The sequence below is a fragment of the Bacillus sp. NPDC094106 genome, from assembly GCF_044764345.1.
Taxonomy (GTDB): Bacteria; Bacillota; Bacilli; order Bacillales; family Bacillaceae_G; genus Bacillus_A.
The window spans coordinates 479,164-498,098 of sequence record NZ_JBIWHY010000001.1 but is presented as its reverse complement, the minus strand read 5'-3'; the positions used below and the strand labels follow the sequence as shown (position 1 = coordinate 498,098).

At 34.7% G+C, this 18,935-nt stretch carries 19 protein-coding genes and 2 pseudogenes; 19 read left to right on the top strand and 2 right to left on the bottom strand.

Going from position 1 to position 18,935, the window contains the following annotated elements; genetic code table 11:
• Positions 1–286: RNA-guided endonuclease InsQ/TnpB family protein (locus ACIQ7L_RS02740; RefSeq protein ID WP_400566289.1), on the top strand; the 286-nt coding region annotated here is incomplete at its 5' end.
• A 197-nt stretch (positions 287–483) separates the two neighbouring features.
• Positions 484–720 (top strand): annotated as a pseudogene (locus ACIQ7L_RS02735) (DM13 domain-containing protein); the annotation flags it as partial.
• Between the two features lie 195 nt (positions 721–915).
• On the opposite strand, the gene ACIQ7L_RS02730 reads toward ACIQ7L_RS02735, so the two are convergent.
• The gene (locus ACIQ7L_RS02730) at positions 916–1,143 is read right to left on the bottom strand and encodes a hypothetical protein (protein WP_400566343.1); all 228 of its coding nucleotides are present in this window, start codon (positions 1,141–1,143) and stop codon (positions 916–918) included.
• 204 nt (positions 1,144–1,347) lie between these two features.
• On the opposite strand from ACIQ7L_RS02730, the gene ACIQ7L_RS02725 reads away from it, so the two are divergent.
• The 17 genes and pseudogenes from ACIQ7L_RS02725 to ACIQ7L_RS02645 all read left to right on the top strand — a co-directional run bounded on the left by ACIQ7L_RS02725 (position 1,348) and on the right by ACIQ7L_RS02645 (position 17,426).
• Complete coding sequence (locus ACIQ7L_RS02725; RefSeq protein ID WP_400566288.1) at positions 1,348–1,773, top strand: Cif family virulence factor; 426 nt, start codon at positions 1,348–1,350, stop codon at positions 1,771–1,773.
• A 393-nt stretch (positions 1,774–2,166) separates the two neighbouring features.
• Positions 2,167–3,516, top strand: coding sequence for a DUF4026 domain-containing protein (locus ACIQ7L_RS02720; protein WP_400566286.1), 1,350 nt, complete (start codon positions 2,167–2,169; stop codon positions 3,514–3,516).
• 454 nt (positions 3,517–3,970) lie between these two features.
• Positions 3,971–4,786, top strand: a complete 816-nt coding sequence (locus ACIQ7L_RS02715; RefSeq protein ID WP_400566283.1) for a YwqG family protein — start codon at positions 3,971–3,973, stop codon at positions 4,784–4,786.
• A 499-nt stretch (positions 4,787–5,285) separates the two neighbouring features.
• Positions 5,286–5,654 carry an Imm3 family immunity protein gene (locus tag ACIQ7L_RS02710; protein WP_400566281.1) on the top strand — a complete coding sequence of 123 codons (369 nt, stop codon included), beginning with the start codon at positions 5,286–5,288 and terminating at the stop codon, positions 5,652–5,654.
• A gap of 103 nt (positions 5,655–5,757) precedes the next feature.
• Positions 5,758–6,123: a hypothetical protein gene (locus ACIQ7L_RS02705; RefSeq protein WP_400566278.1), complete on the top strand. Its 366-nt coding sequence runs from the start codon at positions 5,758–5,760 to the stop codon at positions 6,121–6,123.
• Positions 6,086–6,712, top strand: coding sequence for an SUKH-4 family immunity protein (locus tag ACIQ7L_RS02700; RefSeq protein ID WP_400566276.1), 627 nt, complete (start codon positions 6,086–6,088; stop codon positions 6,710–6,712). Before ACIQ7L_RS02705 ends, ACIQ7L_RS02700 begins: the two co-directional genes overlap by 38 nt.
• A gap of 52 nt (positions 6,713–6,764) precedes the next feature.
• Positions 6,765–7,316 (top strand): SUKH-4 family immunity protein, encoded by a 552-nt coding sequence (locus ACIQ7L_RS02695; RefSeq protein WP_400566274.1) that lies wholly within the window; start codon positions 6,765–6,767, stop codon positions 7,314–7,316.
• A 102-nt stretch (positions 7,317–7,418) separates the two neighbouring features.
• Complete coding sequence (locus ACIQ7L_RS02690; RefSeq protein WP_400566273.1) at positions 7,419–7,925, top strand: cytoplasmic protein; 507 nt, start codon at positions 7,419–7,421, stop codon at positions 7,923–7,925.
• 75 nt (positions 7,926–8,000) lie between these two features.
• Positions 8,001–8,501, top strand: a complete 501-nt coding sequence (locus ACIQ7L_RS02685) for an Imm6 family immunity protein (RefSeq protein WP_400566271.1) — start codon at positions 8,001–8,003, stop codon at positions 8,499–8,501.
• Positions 8,502–8,536: 35 nt separating this feature from the next.
• Positions 8,537–8,944: an immunity 22 family protein gene (locus ACIQ7L_RS02680; RefSeq protein WP_400566341.1), complete on the top strand. Its 408-nt coding sequence runs from the start codon at positions 8,537–8,539 to the stop codon at positions 8,942–8,944.
• A 215-nt stretch (positions 8,945–9,159) separates the two neighbouring features.
• On the top strand, positions 9,160–10,002 hold the full coding sequence (locus ACIQ7L_RS02675; RefSeq protein ID WP_400566269.1) for an SDR family oxidoreductase: 843 nt from the start codon (positions 9,160–9,162) through the stop codon (positions 10,000–10,002).
• Positions 10,003–10,331: 329 nt separating this feature from the next.
• A pseudogene (locus ACIQ7L_RS02670) lies at positions 10,332–11,782 on the top strand (RNA-guided endonuclease InsQ/TnpB family protein).
• A 348-nt stretch (positions 11,783–12,130) separates the two neighbouring features.
• Positions 12,131–12,931 (top strand): ABC transporter ATP-binding protein, encoded by an 801-nt coding sequence (locus ACIQ7L_RS02665; protein ID WP_400566267.1) that lies wholly within the window; start codon positions 12,131–12,133, stop codon positions 12,929–12,931.
• Positions 12,916–14,790 carry a hypothetical protein gene (locus ACIQ7L_RS02660; RefSeq protein ID WP_400566265.1) on the top strand — a complete coding sequence of 625 codons (1,875 nt, stop codon included), beginning with the start codon at positions 12,916–12,918 and terminating at the stop codon, positions 14,788–14,790. The genes ACIQ7L_RS02665 and ACIQ7L_RS02660 overlap by 16 nt, the downstream gene beginning before the upstream one ends.
• Before the next feature lie 380 nt (positions 14,791–15,170).
• Positions 15,171–15,689 carry a DUF6609 family protein gene (locus tag ACIQ7L_RS02655; RefSeq protein ID WP_400566262.1) on the top strand — a complete coding sequence of 173 codons (519 nt, stop codon included), beginning with the start codon at positions 15,171–15,173 and terminating at the stop codon, positions 15,687–15,689.
• A 365-nt stretch (positions 15,690–16,054) separates the two neighbouring features.
• Positions 16,055–16,627: a histidine phosphatase family protein gene (locus tag ACIQ7L_RS02650; RefSeq protein WP_400566260.1), complete on the top strand. Its 573-nt coding sequence runs from the start codon at positions 16,055–16,057 to the stop codon at positions 16,625–16,627.
• 409 nt (positions 16,628–17,036) lie between these two features.
• The gene (locus tag ACIQ7L_RS02645) at positions 17,037–17,426 is read left to right on the top strand and encodes a hypothetical protein (RefSeq protein ID WP_400566257.1); all 390 of its coding nucleotides are present in this window, start codon (positions 17,037–17,039) and stop codon (positions 17,424–17,426) included.
• Positions 17,427–17,593: 167 nt separating this feature from the next.
• Here the strand turns inward: ACIQ7L_RS02645 and ACIQ7L_RS02640 are convergent, their stop codons facing one another.
• Positions 17,594–18,901: a condensation domain-containing protein gene (locus ACIQ7L_RS02640; protein WP_400566255.1), complete on the bottom strand. Its 1,308-nt coding sequence runs from the start codon at positions 18,899–18,901 to the stop codon at positions 17,594–17,596.
• Between the last annotated feature and the right edge of the window lie 34 nt (positions 18,902–18,935).

Below are 18,935 nucleotides of genomic sequence, written 5' to 3'. Positions count from 1 at the left end.
GAAAGGAATGTCGCAAGCACTTAATTTTGGAAAGAGTATCGCTGATAATGGTTGGGGTATGCTCACTTCTTTCTTAGCTTATAAACTAAACGAACAAGGAAAACAACTTGTGAAAATAGACAAATGGTTTCCTTCCACAAAAACATGTAGCAGTTGTGGAAATGTAAAAAATATGTCATTGTCTGAACGAGTATATTCTTGTATATGCGGTGTAAATCTCGATAGAGATTATAACTCAGCTATCAATATCAAAAATGAAGCAATACGCCTATTAGCATTAGCATAAATAGCAATAAAATAACCTTTGGAACAAGGGGGTTAGCTCGGCTGTCTTAGGACTAATTCGTTAGCTATCAAAAGTAACGACTAACCGAGAAGCCCCCACTTCAAACAGTCCGTTAGGACGTTAAGTGGCGGGTGGTTCACCAGAGCCTTTGTATTAAAAACAACATCTTGAATAAAGCATTATATACAAAAGAAATCAATTTTGAAACTTCTAATGGTCCAGATGTTCGAGTGGTATTGCTTCCTGTGAAAAGTTTAAAAAATAATGAAGATGTTAAAAACTATCAGTATATTGAATTAGGTAAGTTAAAGGGAAACAAGGGATCTCAAAACTATGAAATTCCTGAAGACGTAGATATCGATGCATATGGTTTAGTTTCTATATGGTGTAAGAGATTTAATGAAAATTTTGGTATGGCTCATTTTGAGAAATAAAAAGAGATATAGGAAAATATTGATATGCATATAGGCTACAAGGTCATTCAAAAAAGAATGTTAATGATATTGTAAATTTTATAACTATACAGGTGTCAATATATAAAAAACAAATATAATTACTAAAGCACCTTCTCTGAAATCAAGGTGCTTTTTCTTTTTCAAACAAATTCATCTCATTTATTAGAAAACATTTTACCTTTTAGGTTGTTTAAAAAAATTAGATGCAATACAAAAGATTATTCCTAAGATAAGAACACTAAAAGATAATATCTTATTTGTATGTTCAAACAGATTAATTCCATTAATTACATTAAGCATCACAAGTCCCCAAAACACTAGGATTAATCCGAAAACAAAGAATATTTTTCCTATTCGAGAATATTTTTCATAATATCCTCCTTGTTTACCTGTATATACCAATCGTATCGTAAAAAACAAATAGTATATAATCAATTAATATAATCTAATTGATTAGTAGTCGATGTATCTAGCACCTAGGAAATCTCCTTTAAAAATCTAAAAAGACTTTTCACTTACATAATCTGTCTTATCGGTAATATTCGAAACATTCAGTTTTTTGTGTTAATATATTTGGTGAACTGTATTTCATGAGGAGGTTTTTAAATGTCTTCTACAACAACTTTAATTGAAGATTTCCAGAAATTTTTTATTCGTTATCAAAAAGTATGGAATGGTTGTAACGCAAGGGATATGAATGCCTTTATGTCAACGGATATAGCAGTACGGTGGGTAGGACCTGGGCCTAGTATTTCGGATTGGGGGTACGAGGAAACTAGTAATGGTTGGGTACAAGCATATAAACATTATGAAGGTCATGATCCGAAATGGCACTTTAAAGAATTGCATATTACACCTGCATCTGAAAATGAAGTAATTGCAACGTTTTGGGTAACCTTTGAAATGGACGGAGAATTTATAGATGTAGTAAAATTATTCGTTCAGAGATTCAGGAAAGAACAAAATGATGAATGGAAATTAATAAGAGAGTATTGTGAACACCTAAGTTCTGAATTTTTTACCTCAAACTAATTTTCATTCTTTATGGAAAAGAAGCATGAATGAAGAAGTTGAAGAGGAAAAGTTTGATGACTTTCATAAGTACCTCTATTATAGATTAGATGAAATGTTAGATTAGTATAGATATGAACGATACATGATAAAAATAAGTGAGGTATGAGCGATTGATCTAAAGATTAATCGTTCTATTTATATTAACTTTCTACTGAATATACTTCAGTGAAAATCCTGTAAGAAGGATAAAATTTTGTGTTACTGATAAAAAAATAATCATGAAAGTAAATTCAAAAGTGGAAATTTAATTTATATGGGAAGTTGTATACGAGGAATAATTTGTGATTGGTAGTTATAATTAATTAAATTTTTAAGGTATAATCAATCAAATTTGGATGGGAGAGAGTGTGAATGGAAGTGCAAACGGAAGAATATCGTGCAGCAATGAAAGGAACGTTAGAACGTCATTTTTCGGATATGATTGCTGTTATACCAGAAAAACTTACGCTGGATCAGTTGAAACGACGATTAGAAAGTGTTGCTACAACAGTAGACGAGTTGAAAATTGTTTATAGTGATGAGACGAGCCTTTTTGCGGAATTGCATATGGATGAGGAAGTTATACCGTATGAAATACATATTGATGTAACGAGAGATGCAGAAGAATACAAACTATACAACAGACAAGATTCCACGATAATAGATGATATTTTTGAAAGTGCTTCTCTAGGAACTGAAATCTTTACACGTACGCTTTTTGCAGGTGATGTGCTCAGTTGTTTTTACCACCAATTGCAATTTTTATGGCAGCTTGCACCTGACTTATTATTTGTCATTGACTCGAGTGCAGCAATGAAAGTACTATCTAGAAGATACATTGAATATCACGTTAAAAATGAATTATTACCCGACATCCCTGACTTATATGTCATTCATTCAGTTTATGAAGATGGTAAAGATGGCGAACCTACGCAATATTGGTTTCATACACATGGGCTTTTAAGAGCGGGAGTAACGGAAGTGGAATTAATCATCCCAAACCGTATTTCTTCTTACTACGGTATTCCCGACCTCTTTCAAACATTTGCTAATAACGCAATTGAAAATGGACATGTCCCGATTAACGAGCCTGTAATTATAGCACAAAGTCAGCAAGGTACGATACATACCGTAGCCGTTCCGTGGGAAAAAGGCCTATCTTATATTGGGCATAAAACGAGTATTACGCAATTAACCTCGATTGAAGAGGAAGAAGCATCCATTCAACCAACGGATGCAAATAAATTATTTCTTGGAGGTATGGACGCTCGGGACGAATACCATCAGCTTCCATCTGTTGTATTGTTTTATTTTAATGCGGAAGAAGGATATATTGAAAGCTTTTTCAACGAACAAAAAGAGAATACAGGATTGATGTTCTACAAAACAAATGCTGAAACAGATCGAATGGCTTACAATGCGAAAAGCAGCTTTGGGTATTTCGCCAACATTTTTAACATTGAACAAAACAATGAGAATTTTCATTTCCTTTCCAAATTTGGTATTCATTATGAAGAAGACAAAAGTGAACACATGTGGTTTGAAATGAAGAACATTACAGAAGACAACATCAACGGAGTCCTCATTAACCATCCATATTTTATTGAACATATGACTGAAGGAACTTCATACAATCTAGATTTCGAAAACTTAACGGAATGGGTCATGTATGCAGGGGATGAAGTTATAAAACCTAGCAACTTATATTTGTTTTTTGAATAAACAGCCTTCTAAAGCACGGATGCTTTGGAGCCTTCAATGATTAGAAAATTTTTTGCTCAAGCTATGTCTTTTGTTACTCCATTGCAGGGTCTAAATAAGCTTTAGAACTTCGTAACGACAAGGAGTTGGAAGCATCGACTAGGCACCATTATATCCGTATAAGGGGAAGTTGAAGCCGGTTCATCCCGTATTAACGGGCGGTAATACTCCCATCTCAAAATTCTAAGATCGTTCCATTTGAAAATAGTGGCCACGGTTTATTTATAGAAGAAAGAGTGAAGATGAATAGGGAGCTTTTGCAATTTGTTATGTCATGAGAAAGGGAAAGCACAATTTCTATTTGAGAAATTGTGTTTTTCCTTGCAATTAATTTAGTGAATATTATACAATTTATATAAGGAACGTACGTTCTTTTTATCGTGTGAGAAAACATATTGAAAGGGGATGGATTTATTTGAAAACTCATTTTGAATTTCCGTTGATTTTACAGCCATATAAAGATGAATTAGAAAACACAATACGATCGTATATACAGGTTACTGCGCATAAAGGGAATACCTCTTTGTCTCAAAGTAAATTTGGAGGTTATCCGTATCTGCCATTAACAGCAGAACATCCAAAAGATGAGAATGGGAAAGTCATGATGCTATTAGCACAGCTGAATTTTACAGATATTCCAAAACTAGAAAATATGCCTGAAAAGGGAATTTTACAGTTTTTCATTTCATATGAAGATGATGTTTATGGCATTGACTTTGATGAACAAACGAATCAGAAAAATTTCCGAACAGTATACTATGAAAACGTTATTACAGATGAGTCCTTGCTTGTGACGGATTTTGCTTATATGGATGAGATTGATAAAGATATGCTTCCATTTACAGAAGAGTACAAGCTGTCCTTTCAATTAAAATACGAAGCAATGAGTATGACTGATTATCGTTTCGAAGAGTTAATTGAGGGAGTCATAGACTTAGATGAAGAAGTGGAAGTCGATGGAGAAATTTTTGATATGTGGGATGTGTGTGGTGAGTATTTAAGTGGAGCTGGGCATAAAATAGGAGGATATCCGTGCTTCACACAAACTGATCCGAGAGAACGAGAAACAAATTATTCTGGTTACGATATTCTTCTTTTACAAATTGATACAGATGATGGAGAAAATGATATTATGTGGGGAGACTCAGGTGTTGCAAATTTCTTTATTAAAGAAGAAGATTTGCGAAACTTAAACTTCTCTAATGTTTTGTATAACTGGGATTGTTGTTAAAACGATTATTTATCAAATACAACCCCGACCATGATAACAGGTCGGGGTTACGATATTATTTTCAATTTCTCCTAAGATATCTTCTTTTTTTCTTTTTTAATACCACTAGTAATTGTTTCGTCTAAATTCTCAAATCACTTTAAATCCTTACTTGCGTGCGAAGAACATCCAGTGATAATACACAAAAACATTGCAAAGATTCTTTTTTTATATCAAAACTCTTTATCAAATATCTTTCCATAAAAAATATATTCTTTCATATTCTAGTGGCTAGTGAGTATCCATAAATTTTTAAATAAACAGTAGTAAAAAAACTTGATTGGACAATGCCTTTCAAGTTTTTTGATTTGAAAATTGCTAGGATTGTAAAATGTAGTGGTAGACAATCAAGATGATAGGCGAACAAAGCATGGTGATTTTAAATTAGATTTAGCTTTTCATGTCTAAACAATTACTTCAAATTTAACATGATAATTAACACTTAATGGAGGAATCTAAAATGGAAAACTGGGAATACAACGAATTGTTTGAAGCCATCAATGAAACCTATAATGATTTTTTTACTATGAATAGAGGACAGAGAGATGCAATTGCGAGAACTTGTTATGAGTATATAAATCTCGGAGAAATAGAAGACGTAATTGTTGATACAGCTGTAGGTGAAATATTGTTATCTCATGACAAAGTTTTCGTTGGGTATATAAAAGGTATAACAAAGAGATTAAGCAAGTTTAATCCACTAGATGCAGTGGGGGAATTAACACAAGAAGAAATAAGAGATTTATCTAATAGAATACATAAAGTATTGGAAGGTCTTGAAGAAGTAGAGATTGATTATAATCCTTCAGCACTAAAAAGAATAACATGATTTATTCTTTTTGATACTGAAGAGGAAGTATTTGAAGATAAACGAGTAGTAGAAAAGCTTTATCTTTGTTTTACTGAAAATAAACTCGAAAGCGGGAATTTGAGTGGGGAGCTATTTTATTAAGATAGATGAGTTTGAATATCCAGAAGCATATAGAAAAGCAATTGAATTACATTTAGTGGATTTTGATTTATGGTATATGATGGAATCGGCGCAGGCAACAAGACGCTTTCTTGATTTGAAAGAAAGGTATCCAAATAGAAAATTAGTTCCTTTTGCTAGAAGAGATGATAATGATGACATTGCCTGCTTTGAATTTGGAAAAGGACAAAAGGTGCAAGTGGTTCATGACTTCGCTACAGAAGGATTTGAACAGAGAAAGGAATTCGGTGATTTTTGGGAATGGCTTGAGTTCGCGATTAGGGAAATGATTGATTTCAATAGAATGGAAGAGGAGTATTATTGCTAGACGAAAAGCTATATTTGCATGGAAGGAAGAGTTTAAATTGATGAATCCCAATGAATTTCGAAAAAGATGGAACCAAAAAGTATATCCATTCGTTCATTATGAAGAAGATAAACTCAAAAATTTAGATATACCTGTAGCATGTAAACATTTTTTATTAAAGGCTGGATTACCTGAATCTGCAGCGCCGTTTTTGAATTTTGAATCAACAAAAAATGGAAGCTTATTAACCTTAAAGGAAAAATATAATGTAGATGTAAGTTATGAGAGGAATATATATTTAGGGTTTACAGGTGAAGGAAATATTTTATCCATTAAAGAACCTTCAGGAATAGTCGTATATGTAGATCATGAAACAATGGAAGAAGTATATGTAAATCAATCCATACCCCAATTAGCTGAATGTATTTTGGAATATAGTGAGTTCATAAAGAGAATAAAAGAAGCTAATGGTAGACATGCATATTTGAATAGAGAATGTAAGAAGGAAGATTTAGAAGTTATGATAGAAAAATTCATTGAAATTGATGGGGATTGCCTGAATCATAATAGCTTTTGGAATGAAGAGATAAATCTTTTTCATAAAGATTAGGACTTATAAAGAGGAGAAGGAACCTGCATGAAAAAAGGAAAGGGGTATTTAGATGATTTCACCTAAAGAGTTTTGTGATAGATGGAATGAAAAAAGAGACGGGCCATTAAACAAATTGGATGGAGATATGTTGCGGCATACAAATTTCTCTAATGATACGAGAAGGTTTTTAAGTGCAGCTGGTCTTCCGGCATCGGCTACTCCATTTATAGAGTTTGATAGCGTAACTGAACCAATGCAGAATGTAAATCAAAAATTTGGCATGCCAAAAGATTTTGAGTTTTATTGGTTGATAGGAACAACTGGTTCTGGAGATCCTCTTTGTATTGATGAAAGAACAAATAAGGTAGTCTATTTACATCACGACAACAACTATGAAGAAATTTTCATTAATTCTTCCATTCATCAATTTGCAGAAAGCCTTCTATTGTTTTCGAAGTTAATTGATGAAGCGATCCAATTAAATGGTGAATTTGCTTTTTTAGATAATGAAATTCCTGAATCAGTGTGTAGCTGGTTTGAAAATGAATTAAAGCGTATCGATCAAAAGGCTGTAGAAAAGAATACATTTTGGTATGAGGAACTTGAAAATCTCGCTGAATAAAGGCGTGAATTTTATGAATAGTTAAGAAAAGGATTTGTAATAATACGAGTCAGTGAATGAGGAGTATTATGTTTAGATGTTAAAGGAAAGAGGCGGAAATAAATGAAGTATGGGGAACACACAAAATTAGTAGAAGAAGTAATCGAGTTTATACAAAAACAGAATTTATTCGATATAAGAAATACTGAGATATATTCTTTGTTAAATGATATAGAAGTTATTCATGATTTTAATATTGCACAAGAATTAGCTTGGTCTCAAGATTTAGATATGGTTCAGATAGTCTGGGATGATATCAAATCTGAAGAAAGTGCAAATGTATTAGAAGGGACTTATAATCCAAGCATGGAAACTCAAAAAGATATGTTATATGAAGTTTTTTCTAATGTACAGAACTATTCTCAGGATTTCATTTCTATAAGTTATATAGATATTTTTGAAGAAGTAGAAAGAGACTTTGAGATGTGTGCACTAAATCGTTTAGTAAATGGAAAAACGGATAATTTTTATGAGAGGATTTTTAATGTCTATAAACTTGGTGGCTGGCCTTGTGGGTGGAAAGGTGAGTATCCAAAAGGAAAAATGATAGTTTATATACCTGAAACATAATGAATATGAAATAATCTATTTTGACGAACGGTGAGTAATTAGATTTAGAAGTAAAGCTTTAAAGGAGCGATCTCATTGTTAAATCGTTTTAAAAATTTAAATGCTGATAAACAAGCAGGTTTTCTACTAGGGTTAAGTGAAATAGTGATTGATGTATTGTCACACTCTTCTGGATATGAAGAAGCTAAAGAAACAATGATTATTTGTTGGGAGTGGCGTGAATACAAACAAAAATCAGGAGATAAAATCTATTACTTGCTAGACGATGGAACAGAATTTTCTGGATTATTTATACGAATGGAAATGGATAAAGGGAATTTGCAAGAGGCTGTTTGGAATTGTATTGTTGATGCGGTAGCTTATACTGATTGGCAAGCATATTTACATCAAAAAGAAAAGTACTTACCTTCTCCAATCGAGAATGTAGATGAAGATTTAGTACAACATTTTTTAGATAATTTTCATGAAATCAAAAGTATAAACAAAGAGTTAGTAGAGAAGTTCATTTTATATTGTGAAAAGATTGAACGAGTAGACAAAGAAAGTACTATGAAATATCTAAAAAGCTTTTTATGAAATGTGAAATTTGAAAAGTTTGAGGAGGGATTAATATCGAAAATCCAGGTGTAATGTCTCTATGGCTAGGGAATTTCAAGAGTAAAGAAATGTTGCAAAAATATGTGGAAATAAAATTTGATGAACAGGGAGATAGAATCCAATCACAATTTATGAGAGATTTTCAAATTGATTTTATAGATTACAATGAAGACCTATTGGAAATCGCATTTATTGATATTTCAACCACCTCTTTGCAGTTGTTGTTAGAAGGTGCGTCTTATAATGAAAGAATTGTATCTCAATTCATAGATTATTATGGTAAACATATGTCAGAGAGTTATAACGCAGTAATTAAAGTTTATGATTTTGAACATAACGAAGATATTGAAGAAGTGAACGTTGTTGAAAATGGACAACTTGTTTTTGCTGGTGCGGCTGTTTATGAAGAGTGGGGAGAATAATATTGTCGAATGTATTTTTATTATCAAAGTATACTGCGCTTATAATGTAATGAAACGTCTATAGACTAATAATAAGAGTATAATAGTGTGTTTTGTTGAAAAAATCCTCACCTCGAAAACAACACCTTCACTTCCTCTATTTAATTTTTTGAAAAGGATATATTTTCCCGAATATCATAATACATTATAGAAAAATGCCGAGAGGGGTGTATGTGATGGGTTTCCCGCCTCAACAACAAAGTAAACCTGGCATTGAATCATTAATGATACCCAGACCTATATTTGATAACCCCAATTACAAACCAGCAGGTAAGCTTATAAATAAGGTAGCGCTTATAACTGGTGGGGATAGTGGAATTGGGAGAGCTGTCGCTGTAGCCTTCGCGAAAGAGGGGGCAGACATAGCAATCTCATACCTAAATGAACACAGCGATGCAAAAGAAACGGAGTTCTATGTCAAAAAGTACGGACGTAGTTGCATTACTATTCCAGGTGATATTGGGTATGAGCAGCATTGCCAACAAGCAGTAATGCAAACAATTTGCCAATTTGGCCGTATTGACATTTTGGTGAATAATGCCGGTGTACTATACATAAGGAACAGTCTACTTGATGTAGATTCGAACCAACGAGCAAGTACCTTTCACACAAATGTTTTTTCTCAGTTTATTCTTACGAAAGCAGCTTTGCCATATATGAATTCAGGAAGCTCCATAATAAATACAACATCCCTTAGTGCCTATGATGGAGATCAAGATGCAATTGACTACGCAGCATCTAAAGGGGCTATTGTTTCATTTACACGTTCGCTGTCATTGTCACTAGCATCGCAAGGGATTCGAGTTAATGGTGTGGCCCCAGGACCAATTTGGACTCCATTAATTCCATCTTCCTTACCTCCAGAATGGCTTGCCACATTTGGAGACCATGTTCCTATGCAGCGAGCCGGTCAACCGTTTGAAGTGGCACCTGCTTATGTATTCTTGGCTTCCGATGATGCCTCTTACATATCAGGACAAATTCTGCACGTGAATGGTGGGGAAATTTTAAATGGATAAATACTTATAAAATTGATATTAATTGTTATTATTCAAAATAATTCATAGTTTTTTAGATGTTTAATGATATATTTGTAGATTTGAAAGAAAGTCGAGATATTTATAAAAAGATGCGAAGTGTCACCCCTTTTGGATATAGTTTGTCTAAAGGGGGCTTTTTGTCGGAAAATTGGCAAGAAAACTCCATCTTCAAAACGTGCAGGGCATAGCCCAGTTTAAGGTGGAGATGAATTGCCATCGAATTTGTAAAAATATTTTTGTAGCACGGCGAATATATGTTCTTTTTGGCTATTTTGTAGTATCATGAAGAAAAGAAGGTGGTGAACAGGATGACAAAAGGAAAAGAATATGCAACCTATCAAATTTGGATCAAGAAAGGTCATAAATTGTACGCCTACTTCATGGAAATGTGTCAAAATGCAAAAAAACTCTACAATACAACAAACTTCTACATTCGCCAAGTGTATACGGCTTTACGTACAGAGAAAACTCTACAGCCCCTTCAACAAGGAGTTCTCCATACATTACAAGCATATATGAAATCATAAATAAAAATCAACTTCATGCGTATCAAAAACGTGTGCAAAAGCAGAAAGAAAAGCTGGTAGAAGAACGGAAAGAAATCAAATGTAATCTGTTTACGTTACCGACAAAAGAGAAATCATTCCTATCCTATAATTTCCTAGATTGTTTGTTTAAAACAATGAAGCAACAAGACTATATAAATCTACCATCGCAAGTGAATCAAGCGGTTATGAAGAAGTTATATCAAAATTGGAAATCATTCTTCGCTTCCATGAAAGCATATCAGAAACATCATTCCACTTTTACGGGCAGACCTCGCATTCCCAAATATATCAAATCATCTATGAGAGAAGTTGTCTTCACGAATCAAGTATGTAAACTCCAAGATAAGTACATTCGTTTTCCAAAAACAAGCATAAAATTAAATATAGGTAAATTGTTTGGACGGATTGATAATCTCAAAGAGGTACGTGTTTCTTCTGCTTATGGGAAGTTTAAAATTGAAATTGTGACAGAACAATCTGAGCCAGCACTTAAGCATGTGGACAATAATCGCTATATGAGTATTGATTTAGGGATTCATAACATTGCAACTATCACAACGAATACAGGAATCATACCTGTGTTAGTAAAGGGCAATGTGATCAAAAGCATCAATCAATACTACAACAAATAAAAGGCGCGTTTACTGAGTATTCTTCGACATGGAAAAGAACCCAAAGAAGGACCACATACATCAAGGCGTTTAGAGAGGCTTCATGAAAAACGGTTTGTCAAAATAAAAGATCTCTTTCACAAAATGAGTTGCCATATTGTTCATTTCGCAGTTCAACATGAGATCTCTATGATTGTCATTGGGAAAAATACATCATGGAAACAAAGCAGTGATATGGGAAAAGGACAGAATCAATCCTTCTGCCATATCCCGCATAATCTATTCATTGAAATGATCAACTACAAGGCGAAGCGACAGGGCATAATGGTACAAGTCGTAGAAGAATCGTATACAAGCAAGGCATCCTTTCTAGACAATGATGAGATTCCTACTTACGGTGAGAAAGACATTCCTGCATTCAGTGGAAAACGTATCAAACGTGGCTTGTATCGTACGAAAGAGAACAAACTACTGAACGCAGATGTGAATGGTTCCTATAATATCTAAAAAAAAGCAGTTCCAAAGGCATTTGCCGATGGAATAGAGGGGTTGTGCCATCAGGCAGCTGTGTCAACTCCACTCGTGTTAAGCATCTCTTGAAGGTGATACACGAGAAACCTCCACTTCAAGATCCGGAGGAGATAAGTGGCGGGAGTTTTCATATAATCTTATAGAAAAGCCCAGTTTGACAGATCATTCTACATTCAGTATAGATGCAAATAGTCCTCATTTTATATTACAGCATACGGAGTGTAGACATTTTTCAGAAGATGAATTGTTTTATAATCAGTATGGAATTTGGGCGTTGGTAAAAAAAGAGTAGTATAAAATGATTACGTGTATTGTAGATAAATGAGTACAGGAGAGTAGAATGGATATAGAACTTGTAAAAGCGCTGGATTGTTATCCATCGAAAAGAAATAAAATCCTGAAGGAGGAACTAAGGTTATGAAAATCTTTGAATCAAAATCATTGGAAACCACATTTGATGAATCTTCTCCAGCGCTACAGCTTCTCAATCTGTATAAACGATTCGGCGAGTCTATTGCAGTTAATCATATTGACTTGATGGTACCAAGTGGTTCATTCTACGGAGTGGTTGGACCAAACGGAGCAGGTAAGACTACTTCATTGTCAATGGCTGTAGGATTACTAAGACCGGATGGTGGGGATGCTAAAATTTTTGGGGTCGATGTCTGGAGAAATCCAACACATGCTAAAATGTTGGTTGGAGTACTGCCAGACGGGCTATCTATGCCAGAAAGGCTTACTGGACGCGAACTATTAACATATATAGGGCTATTGAGAGGGCTGGATGCTAAGAAAGTCGCTCATCGTACAGAGGAACTACTTACAGTACTAGAATTGAACAATGCTGAGCAAACGCTAGTTATCAATTACTCTACTGGAATGCGTAAAAAAATCGGGCTAGCTCTTGCACTTCTTCATGCTCCAAAGTTGCTTGTTCTCGACGAGCCGTTTGAGGCCGTAGACCCTATTTCTGCAGCTACTATTAAAAAGATTTTACAGAGATTTGTTGCTTCAGGTGGTTCTGTAGTATTTTCTAGTCACGTTATGGCGTTGGTTGAACAACTGTGTGACCACGTCGCTGTTATCACCAAAGGGCGCGTGGCTGCGTCAGGAACAATGGATTATGTTTGTGGTGAACAAAGTCTTGAAGAAGCGTTCGTTCGGTTAGTAGGCAGTCGTACCGCTCAGGGAGGGGAATTGCCTTGGTTAGTGTATTAGTCCGAATGAAGTTAGCAATACTTAGGCATTCGATGAATGGAGGTAGAGCCGTCCTCTTGATTATGGGTGGATTATTTGGCCTATTACTAGCGATTGGAACTGTCCTGCTTTTTGGCTTTTATCCTACCGTATCGAAGGATATTCTTTACATTGTCTTTGCAGTATGGACTATCGGTTGGATAATGGGACCGATGCTCACCGGTGGAGATGGGCTATTACGTCCGGAATATTTCATGCTGCTCCCACTCAACTCATATAAACTGACTAGGGCATTACTTGTTGTAGCTTTTATAGGATTGGGACCACTGATTAGTCTAGTAGCCTTTATGGGTCTCTTGTTGTACGCAGCACGGCTTAATCTAGGGGCAATTATAGTTGCTGTTCCGGCAATTATTTTACAATTAGTCTTTGTAGTGCTGCTATCAAAAGTAGTGATTAGTATCATGGGCGAGACGATGAAATCTCGAATCGGTATGGAGATTGGAGCGATGCTCATTGGTTTTATTATAGCGTTTTTAAACGTAGGTTGGTATGCACTTTCTGCCATCAACTGGATAACAACAAAAAATTCTACTGTACTGTACATCTTCCCGTCGAGCTGGGCGATACTTGCTGTAGATCAGGCTAGTCAATCAAATTGGGTATTCGCTTCTGTTTCTTTAATTGTTCTGACAATACTTTGCGGACTTCTGTTATATATATGGGCGAAATTATTGACAAGAAGTACGGCGACAAATTTTACAAAAATCAAAGGTTGGAATACTGCAAAAAATCATAGGAACGTTCTCCGAATCCTTCCAGAAACTAAAATAGGAGCAATAATGACTAAGGAACTACAATGTTGGATAAGAGATCCACAGCGTGGTCGTTTTCTCCGGATGGGTCTATGGACAGGGCTGTTCTATGGCTTCCTAGTTACGATTGCTGGTATACCTGGCTTAATGCCGTGGGCAGGAGTAATTATGATTGTTTTCACAAGTATGTTTGCCTGTAATTTATATGGTTTTGATGGGAGTGCATTGTGGCTGACATTGGTGACTCCTGGTGCAGAACGGATCGATGTACGCGGTCGACAAGGAGCTTGGTTACTGGTTGTCGGTCCAGTTGCCATTGTAGCGACAGTTATTTTCACCACTTCTAGCGGACTTACTTGGGTTTACCCATGGGTGTTCGCATTAATTCCTGCATTACTTGGTGGAGCTGCAGGTCTTATTGTATTGTTTTCGGTATTTAACTTAATCCCTATAACAGATCCTCATCGCCGAGGGCATGGTACTATTGTATCCGGTGACGATATGAATGCTGGGAAAATGTTTATAACAACTTGGCTTATGATGGTGGTGGTACTAGCAACTGCTATACCTGCTTTGGTAGTTGTATGGATTGGGACATTGCTTCATTTAAATTTCTTACAATGGATAGGTGTACCTACTGGCATTTGTACTGGAGCGTTTTTTGCCTGGTGGTTTGGCCGCATTGCTTATGTAAAGCTTGAATCAAGTGGTCCTGAATTACTAGGTAAAATGAAGAATGGCATGAAAACTCGGCGAGAAGATAGTGAAAAGAAAGTACAAAATAAAGCGACTGAATTACCTAAGAAAAAACTTGCTGTTGTTGTACTTCTTGTATTTATCGGTATCTTTTCTTTAATTCATCAAAGTATAGTACCACTCGTTTTTGAAATACTTAGTATAGACGAAAAAGTACGTCTTTTCTTTCTTCCACGTTATCTTCCACATATGGTTCGAATTCCTGTAATCATTGTATTTGCTGTATTAGGTATAGCTTCCTTGTATAAAGCTATATTAATCAAGAAAAAACATGTAAACGAACATCAGAAAGTAAACGATGGCATATAAATAGAAATTGTGATTTTTATAAATTTATTCAAGTTAATGTAATCACAAGCGAATCCAGACAAAATTAAAAGGCATAAGCCAGTATAATACCGAGCTCATCCTCAACAAGCTGCCTAACGCAATACCTGTCTAACTTTATGGGGGCACTTCATTGAGGGTGTCTTTTTTTTTTTTTTTTTGCGACAAAAGTTGACTTTTATTTTTCTATTCGACGAATTGTGACAAAAAAGTTACAACTCTATTTGTTATGATGTTCCAGAAATCTTATATTTTATTATTCGAAGCGAGGTAGAAGAATGATGGTATGAATTTAGCTAAATTAGCTCATAGAGGTTCATTTAATACAAAGACTTGAAAGGTTCGAAGAAGGAGAATAAGACATGGAAACACAAACACAAACCTATAAATATCCTAGACAAAAGATTAATGGAATTTGGTTAATAATTTCTGGAATAGCCACGTTTTTACTTTTAATAAAACATAACGGCTATCCAGATATTCGGCCTTTTATTATTGTTTATGCATTAGGTATGATTTGGCAACTAAACCCTAGAACCAGGAAGAAATTAGCAGTTGGTTCTGGAACACAGGGGCAAAAAAAATGGTCTAATTTTTCAATGATTCTATTGACTATTTTAGTTGTTCCCATTTTTAATTTTTTTTCGGATGATTATAGAATTTGCTGGTTATTAATTCTTTTAGCTGTAGGCATTCATTTTTTAACTTTCATTCCAGTACATGGGAAATTAATGTTTTTTCTAGCAATCAGTTTAACAATCAATGCAATCATAGGATTATACATTACTAACGTAAGTCTAGATGTCTTTTTTGTAATAGATGGCCTAATAAAAATTTTATTTGGTGGTATTTTTATTAGGCTAAGTCCTATTAATTTTTAAAAAAATGAGGATCACTACAAAGCAGAATCCTCATTTTTTGTCTAGTAGAGGTAGTGACAGGGGTGTTGTCATAGAACGCAAAGTATAATTAAGAACCCTGTCACTACCCAAAATACTCGGAAGAAATGAACCATTCCACTCGAACAAACTTGAAAATTACAAAAAGAGGAGTTTAATAAAAATAAGTTTACATAAATTATCAATTAACGTTTTAAATGTAGAGAAGGAATTGTAAAGAAACGTATTTAAGATATCGCAGGCAGAAGGATTTATAGTGAGTATTAGTTATGGTCATTGGGAAAGTTCTTTTTAATTAATATAAGATATATATGGAATAAAGAAACCTAAAAAAATTGGAGGTAATTATGAAAACTTTCATATATATGGTGAGACATGGAGATTCACCAAAATCTGGAAAAGAAAGAACAAGAGGATTAACTGAAAAAGGAAAATTAGAAGTTCAACGAATAACAGATGTATTACAAGGTGAGGGAATTGACGTTGTTATCTCAAGTCCATACAATCGTTCAATTCTAACTGTTCAGCAGTTAGCGAAGCAAATAGGACAAGAAGTTTTAGTATTTGAAGACTTAAAAGAGAGAATTTTTATTGCTGAAGAGGAACGAATGTCGGATAAAGAATTATTCCCTTTGATAAAAAAGTCATTCTTAGACCCCGACTTTTCTTTAACGGGAGGAGAGTCTAATGTCGACTGTCAGAAACGTGCTATAAAAGTATTAAAAGAATTATTAAACACCTATCGAGGACAGAAAGTAGTACTAGGCACTCATGGAGCTGTTATGACTTTGGTGATGGGGTATTATGACAGTAAGTATGATTTGAATTTTTTACTACAGACGTCAAAACCAGATATATACAGAATGGAATTCAATGGACAGGAATTGGTGGAGGTTAAAAGATTGTGGGAAATTTCATAGATTGACTTTCTTCATCCATAGCTTCTCCCAATGACGTGTATTATAAACAATAGGGTTACTGCGGTAACTCTTTTTCTTATGGCACTGACGGGGGATTAAGTTCAACAATCTAAAAAATTCGGTTCCTTAGCGTATACTATCCGCGTTTTGGCGTCAAGACCCCTATATGTAGTTGCGTTAAGTTCGTAGGGTTTAGCCACCACACGACTAGCCAGCACTCACACCCAAAAACAAGGGTGAAAATCTTTTTAAAGTATATATACTTTGTTTGTTATTACATATCATAGTAAAATTTCAATAAGTTGACAGATAATCGTCTATGTTCCACTCTAACGGGTTGGGAATGACAATTTATTCCCCTGCTAACGACTGACGAAGTCGAAAAGTTTTTTGGGGTTGGGGTGATTTTATGAAAAAGATAATTGGATTAAGTTTTATTCTATTTTCTGGCATCACATTATCTGGATGTTCAGCTATAACAGAAAATTCCTTAGAGAAAACTGGAAACGGGAGTGTTAAATTATTAACACCAACGATTACAACAAAAGATAATCAATTAGAATTTATGGCTGAGGGAATTGATGAAAATAAAGTGACCTTTATTTTTGTTGCCAATAAAAAAGTATTTGAACAAAAAATAAAAAATGATGAGCCCTACAAACTTAACATTAAGGATATCAAAGATGCTCATAGGACGGACTACAAGCCAAAAGTTCAACTTTTGCAAACTAAAGATGATACTGAAAATGGAGACATGGTAAACTTTAAACAAGTTAGATATACAGTTGAAAAAGATTAGTTTTATAGTTATTTAATTTCAATTTGATGAACAAAAATACCAATCCATTTGTGAATTGGTATTTTTTTTAGGGGGTATTTTATTTTATTAGCTTGATAGCGATGGGGGCGAGCCCCTAAAATACAATTCCGCTAGAAATTTTTGCGCTATATTCTCTTTTATTTTATTTATGATAGTTGATTAACAACGCTTTCTAAAAATTTGTCTACCTTTTCTTTTGATGTATCCGGCGTATGATAACCAATCGTAAATGTAAGTCTTCCATTATAAAAGCTTGCACCCATTGAAAAGAATGGCGCATACATAATGGGTGATGTCATATACCCGTCCTCAGCTTGAACTTCACCAAACTGAATAGGTTCATCAGCGATCACCCCGAAATTTGTCAGCAATGGCAAAGCCATCCCCATCTGTAAAGCCTGTTCATATTGCTGATTATACATTTCCTTCACCACAGATAGCTTCATACCTGCCAATAGCTCCATTCCTGCTGCTGAAGAAAGACCTGGATTTTGAGACTTTATTTTATCCATTGATTGTTTAATTCGAACGAGAGTCTGCTTAAATGATTCATCATCTTCCATTTTAATCACTGGCATTTCCATGCCGGATAAGTTGCAAATAGCACCAGTTGTATAATTAGGCAGATATCGACGTAAATCAATTGTTAAACCGATCATTTTTTCTGCGGTGCGAGGTTCTGCATACACAGTGAAATGTGATAAAGATCGGAAGTATGCAGTCATGATTACATCATTCAAGGTAGCCTGTTGTGCTTTTGTCCATTGGGTTAGACGTAGAGTTTGCTCATGGCTTAACCGCCGTACGGACATTTGGGGGGATTTATTTTTGTTGGGTTGAGATGGAAAAGACCATAACGATGCCTGTTGTTCTTTGTTAGGACGATACGCACTTTTTACGTCCGATATTCCAGCAAATTTGAATACATGTGATTGATCTCGAAAACTCTCATTTCCCTCACCAAATTCTTTTATAATTTGATCCTTAGATCGTTCCAAGGAAAGTTGAGTATAAATTGCTCCCAGCAAATTAATATATTCCTTGACTCCTGCACCATCTGAACATAGATGAGATAATTTCACAATTAACATATCTGTTGTAGTGCCTCGTAATAATTTTGTTTGAACCATAGGCCCCTGAATACGATCACCAGGTTCCTTAATAAAATCTATTGCCATTATTTCAATTTCTTGATTATTTCCTTCTGCAAAAAAGCAAATAGGTGAGTTAGTGCCAGATGAATGTTCCTCCCAGTAAGGAATATCATTTTCTACAAACCGGCTGTTCAAAACCGGCTGCAATTGTAACGTTATCCTTACTGATTGCTCAAGTATTTTCTTTGATATACCTACAGGAAAATAAAGAACTGCATTAATTTGTTGATCTGCAGAATAAAGACCTAATAAATAATTCATTCGATCTTGAGGTGTTACTGAATACTTTCTTTGTTCCATAATTTTGTCCCCCTTTTAGGACTTTTTTGGTATA

Coding starts and splice junctions, on each gene's coding strand:
- ACIQ7L_RS02665 (WP_400566267.1), top strand. CDS start 12,131: ATGAAAATCTTTGAATCAAAATCATTGGAAACCACATTTGATGAATCT.
- ACIQ7L_RS02690 (WP_400566273.1), top strand. CDS start 7,419: ATGAAGTATGGGGAACACACAAAATTAGTAGAAGAAGTAATCGAGTTT.
- ACIQ7L_RS02640 (WP_400566255.1), bottom strand. CDS start 18,901: ATGGAACAAAGAAAGTATTCAGTAACACCTCAAGATCGAATGAATTAT.
- ACIQ7L_RS02710 (WP_400566281.1), top strand. CDS start 5,286: ATGGAAAACTGGGAATACAACGAATTGTTTGAAGCCATCAATGAAACC.
- ACIQ7L_RS02695 (WP_400566274.1), top strand. CDS start 6,765: ATGATTTCACCTAAAGAGTTTTGTGATAGATGGAATGAAAAAAGAGAC.
- ACIQ7L_RS02720 (WP_400566286.1), top strand. CDS start 2,167: ATGGAAGTGCAAACGGAAGAATATCGTGCAGCAATGAAAGGAACGTTA.
- ACIQ7L_RS02655 (WP_400566262.1), top strand. CDS start 15,171: ATGGAAACACAAACACAAACCTATAAATATCCTAGACAAAAGATTAAT.
- ACIQ7L_RS02725 (WP_400566288.1), top strand. CDS start 1,348: ATGTCTTCTACAACAACTTTAATTGAAGATTTCCAGAAATTTTTTATT.
- ACIQ7L_RS02650 (WP_400566260.1), top strand. CDS start 16,055: ATGAAAACTTTCATATATATGGTGAGACATGGAGATTCACCAAAATCT.
- ACIQ7L_RS02675 (WP_400566269.1), top strand. CDS start 9,160: ATGGGTTTCCCGCCTCAACAACAAAGTAAACCTGGCATTGAATCATTA.
- ACIQ7L_RS02645 (WP_400566257.1), top strand. CDS start 17,037: ATGAAAAAGATAATTGGATTAAGTTTTATTCTATTTTCTGGCATCACA.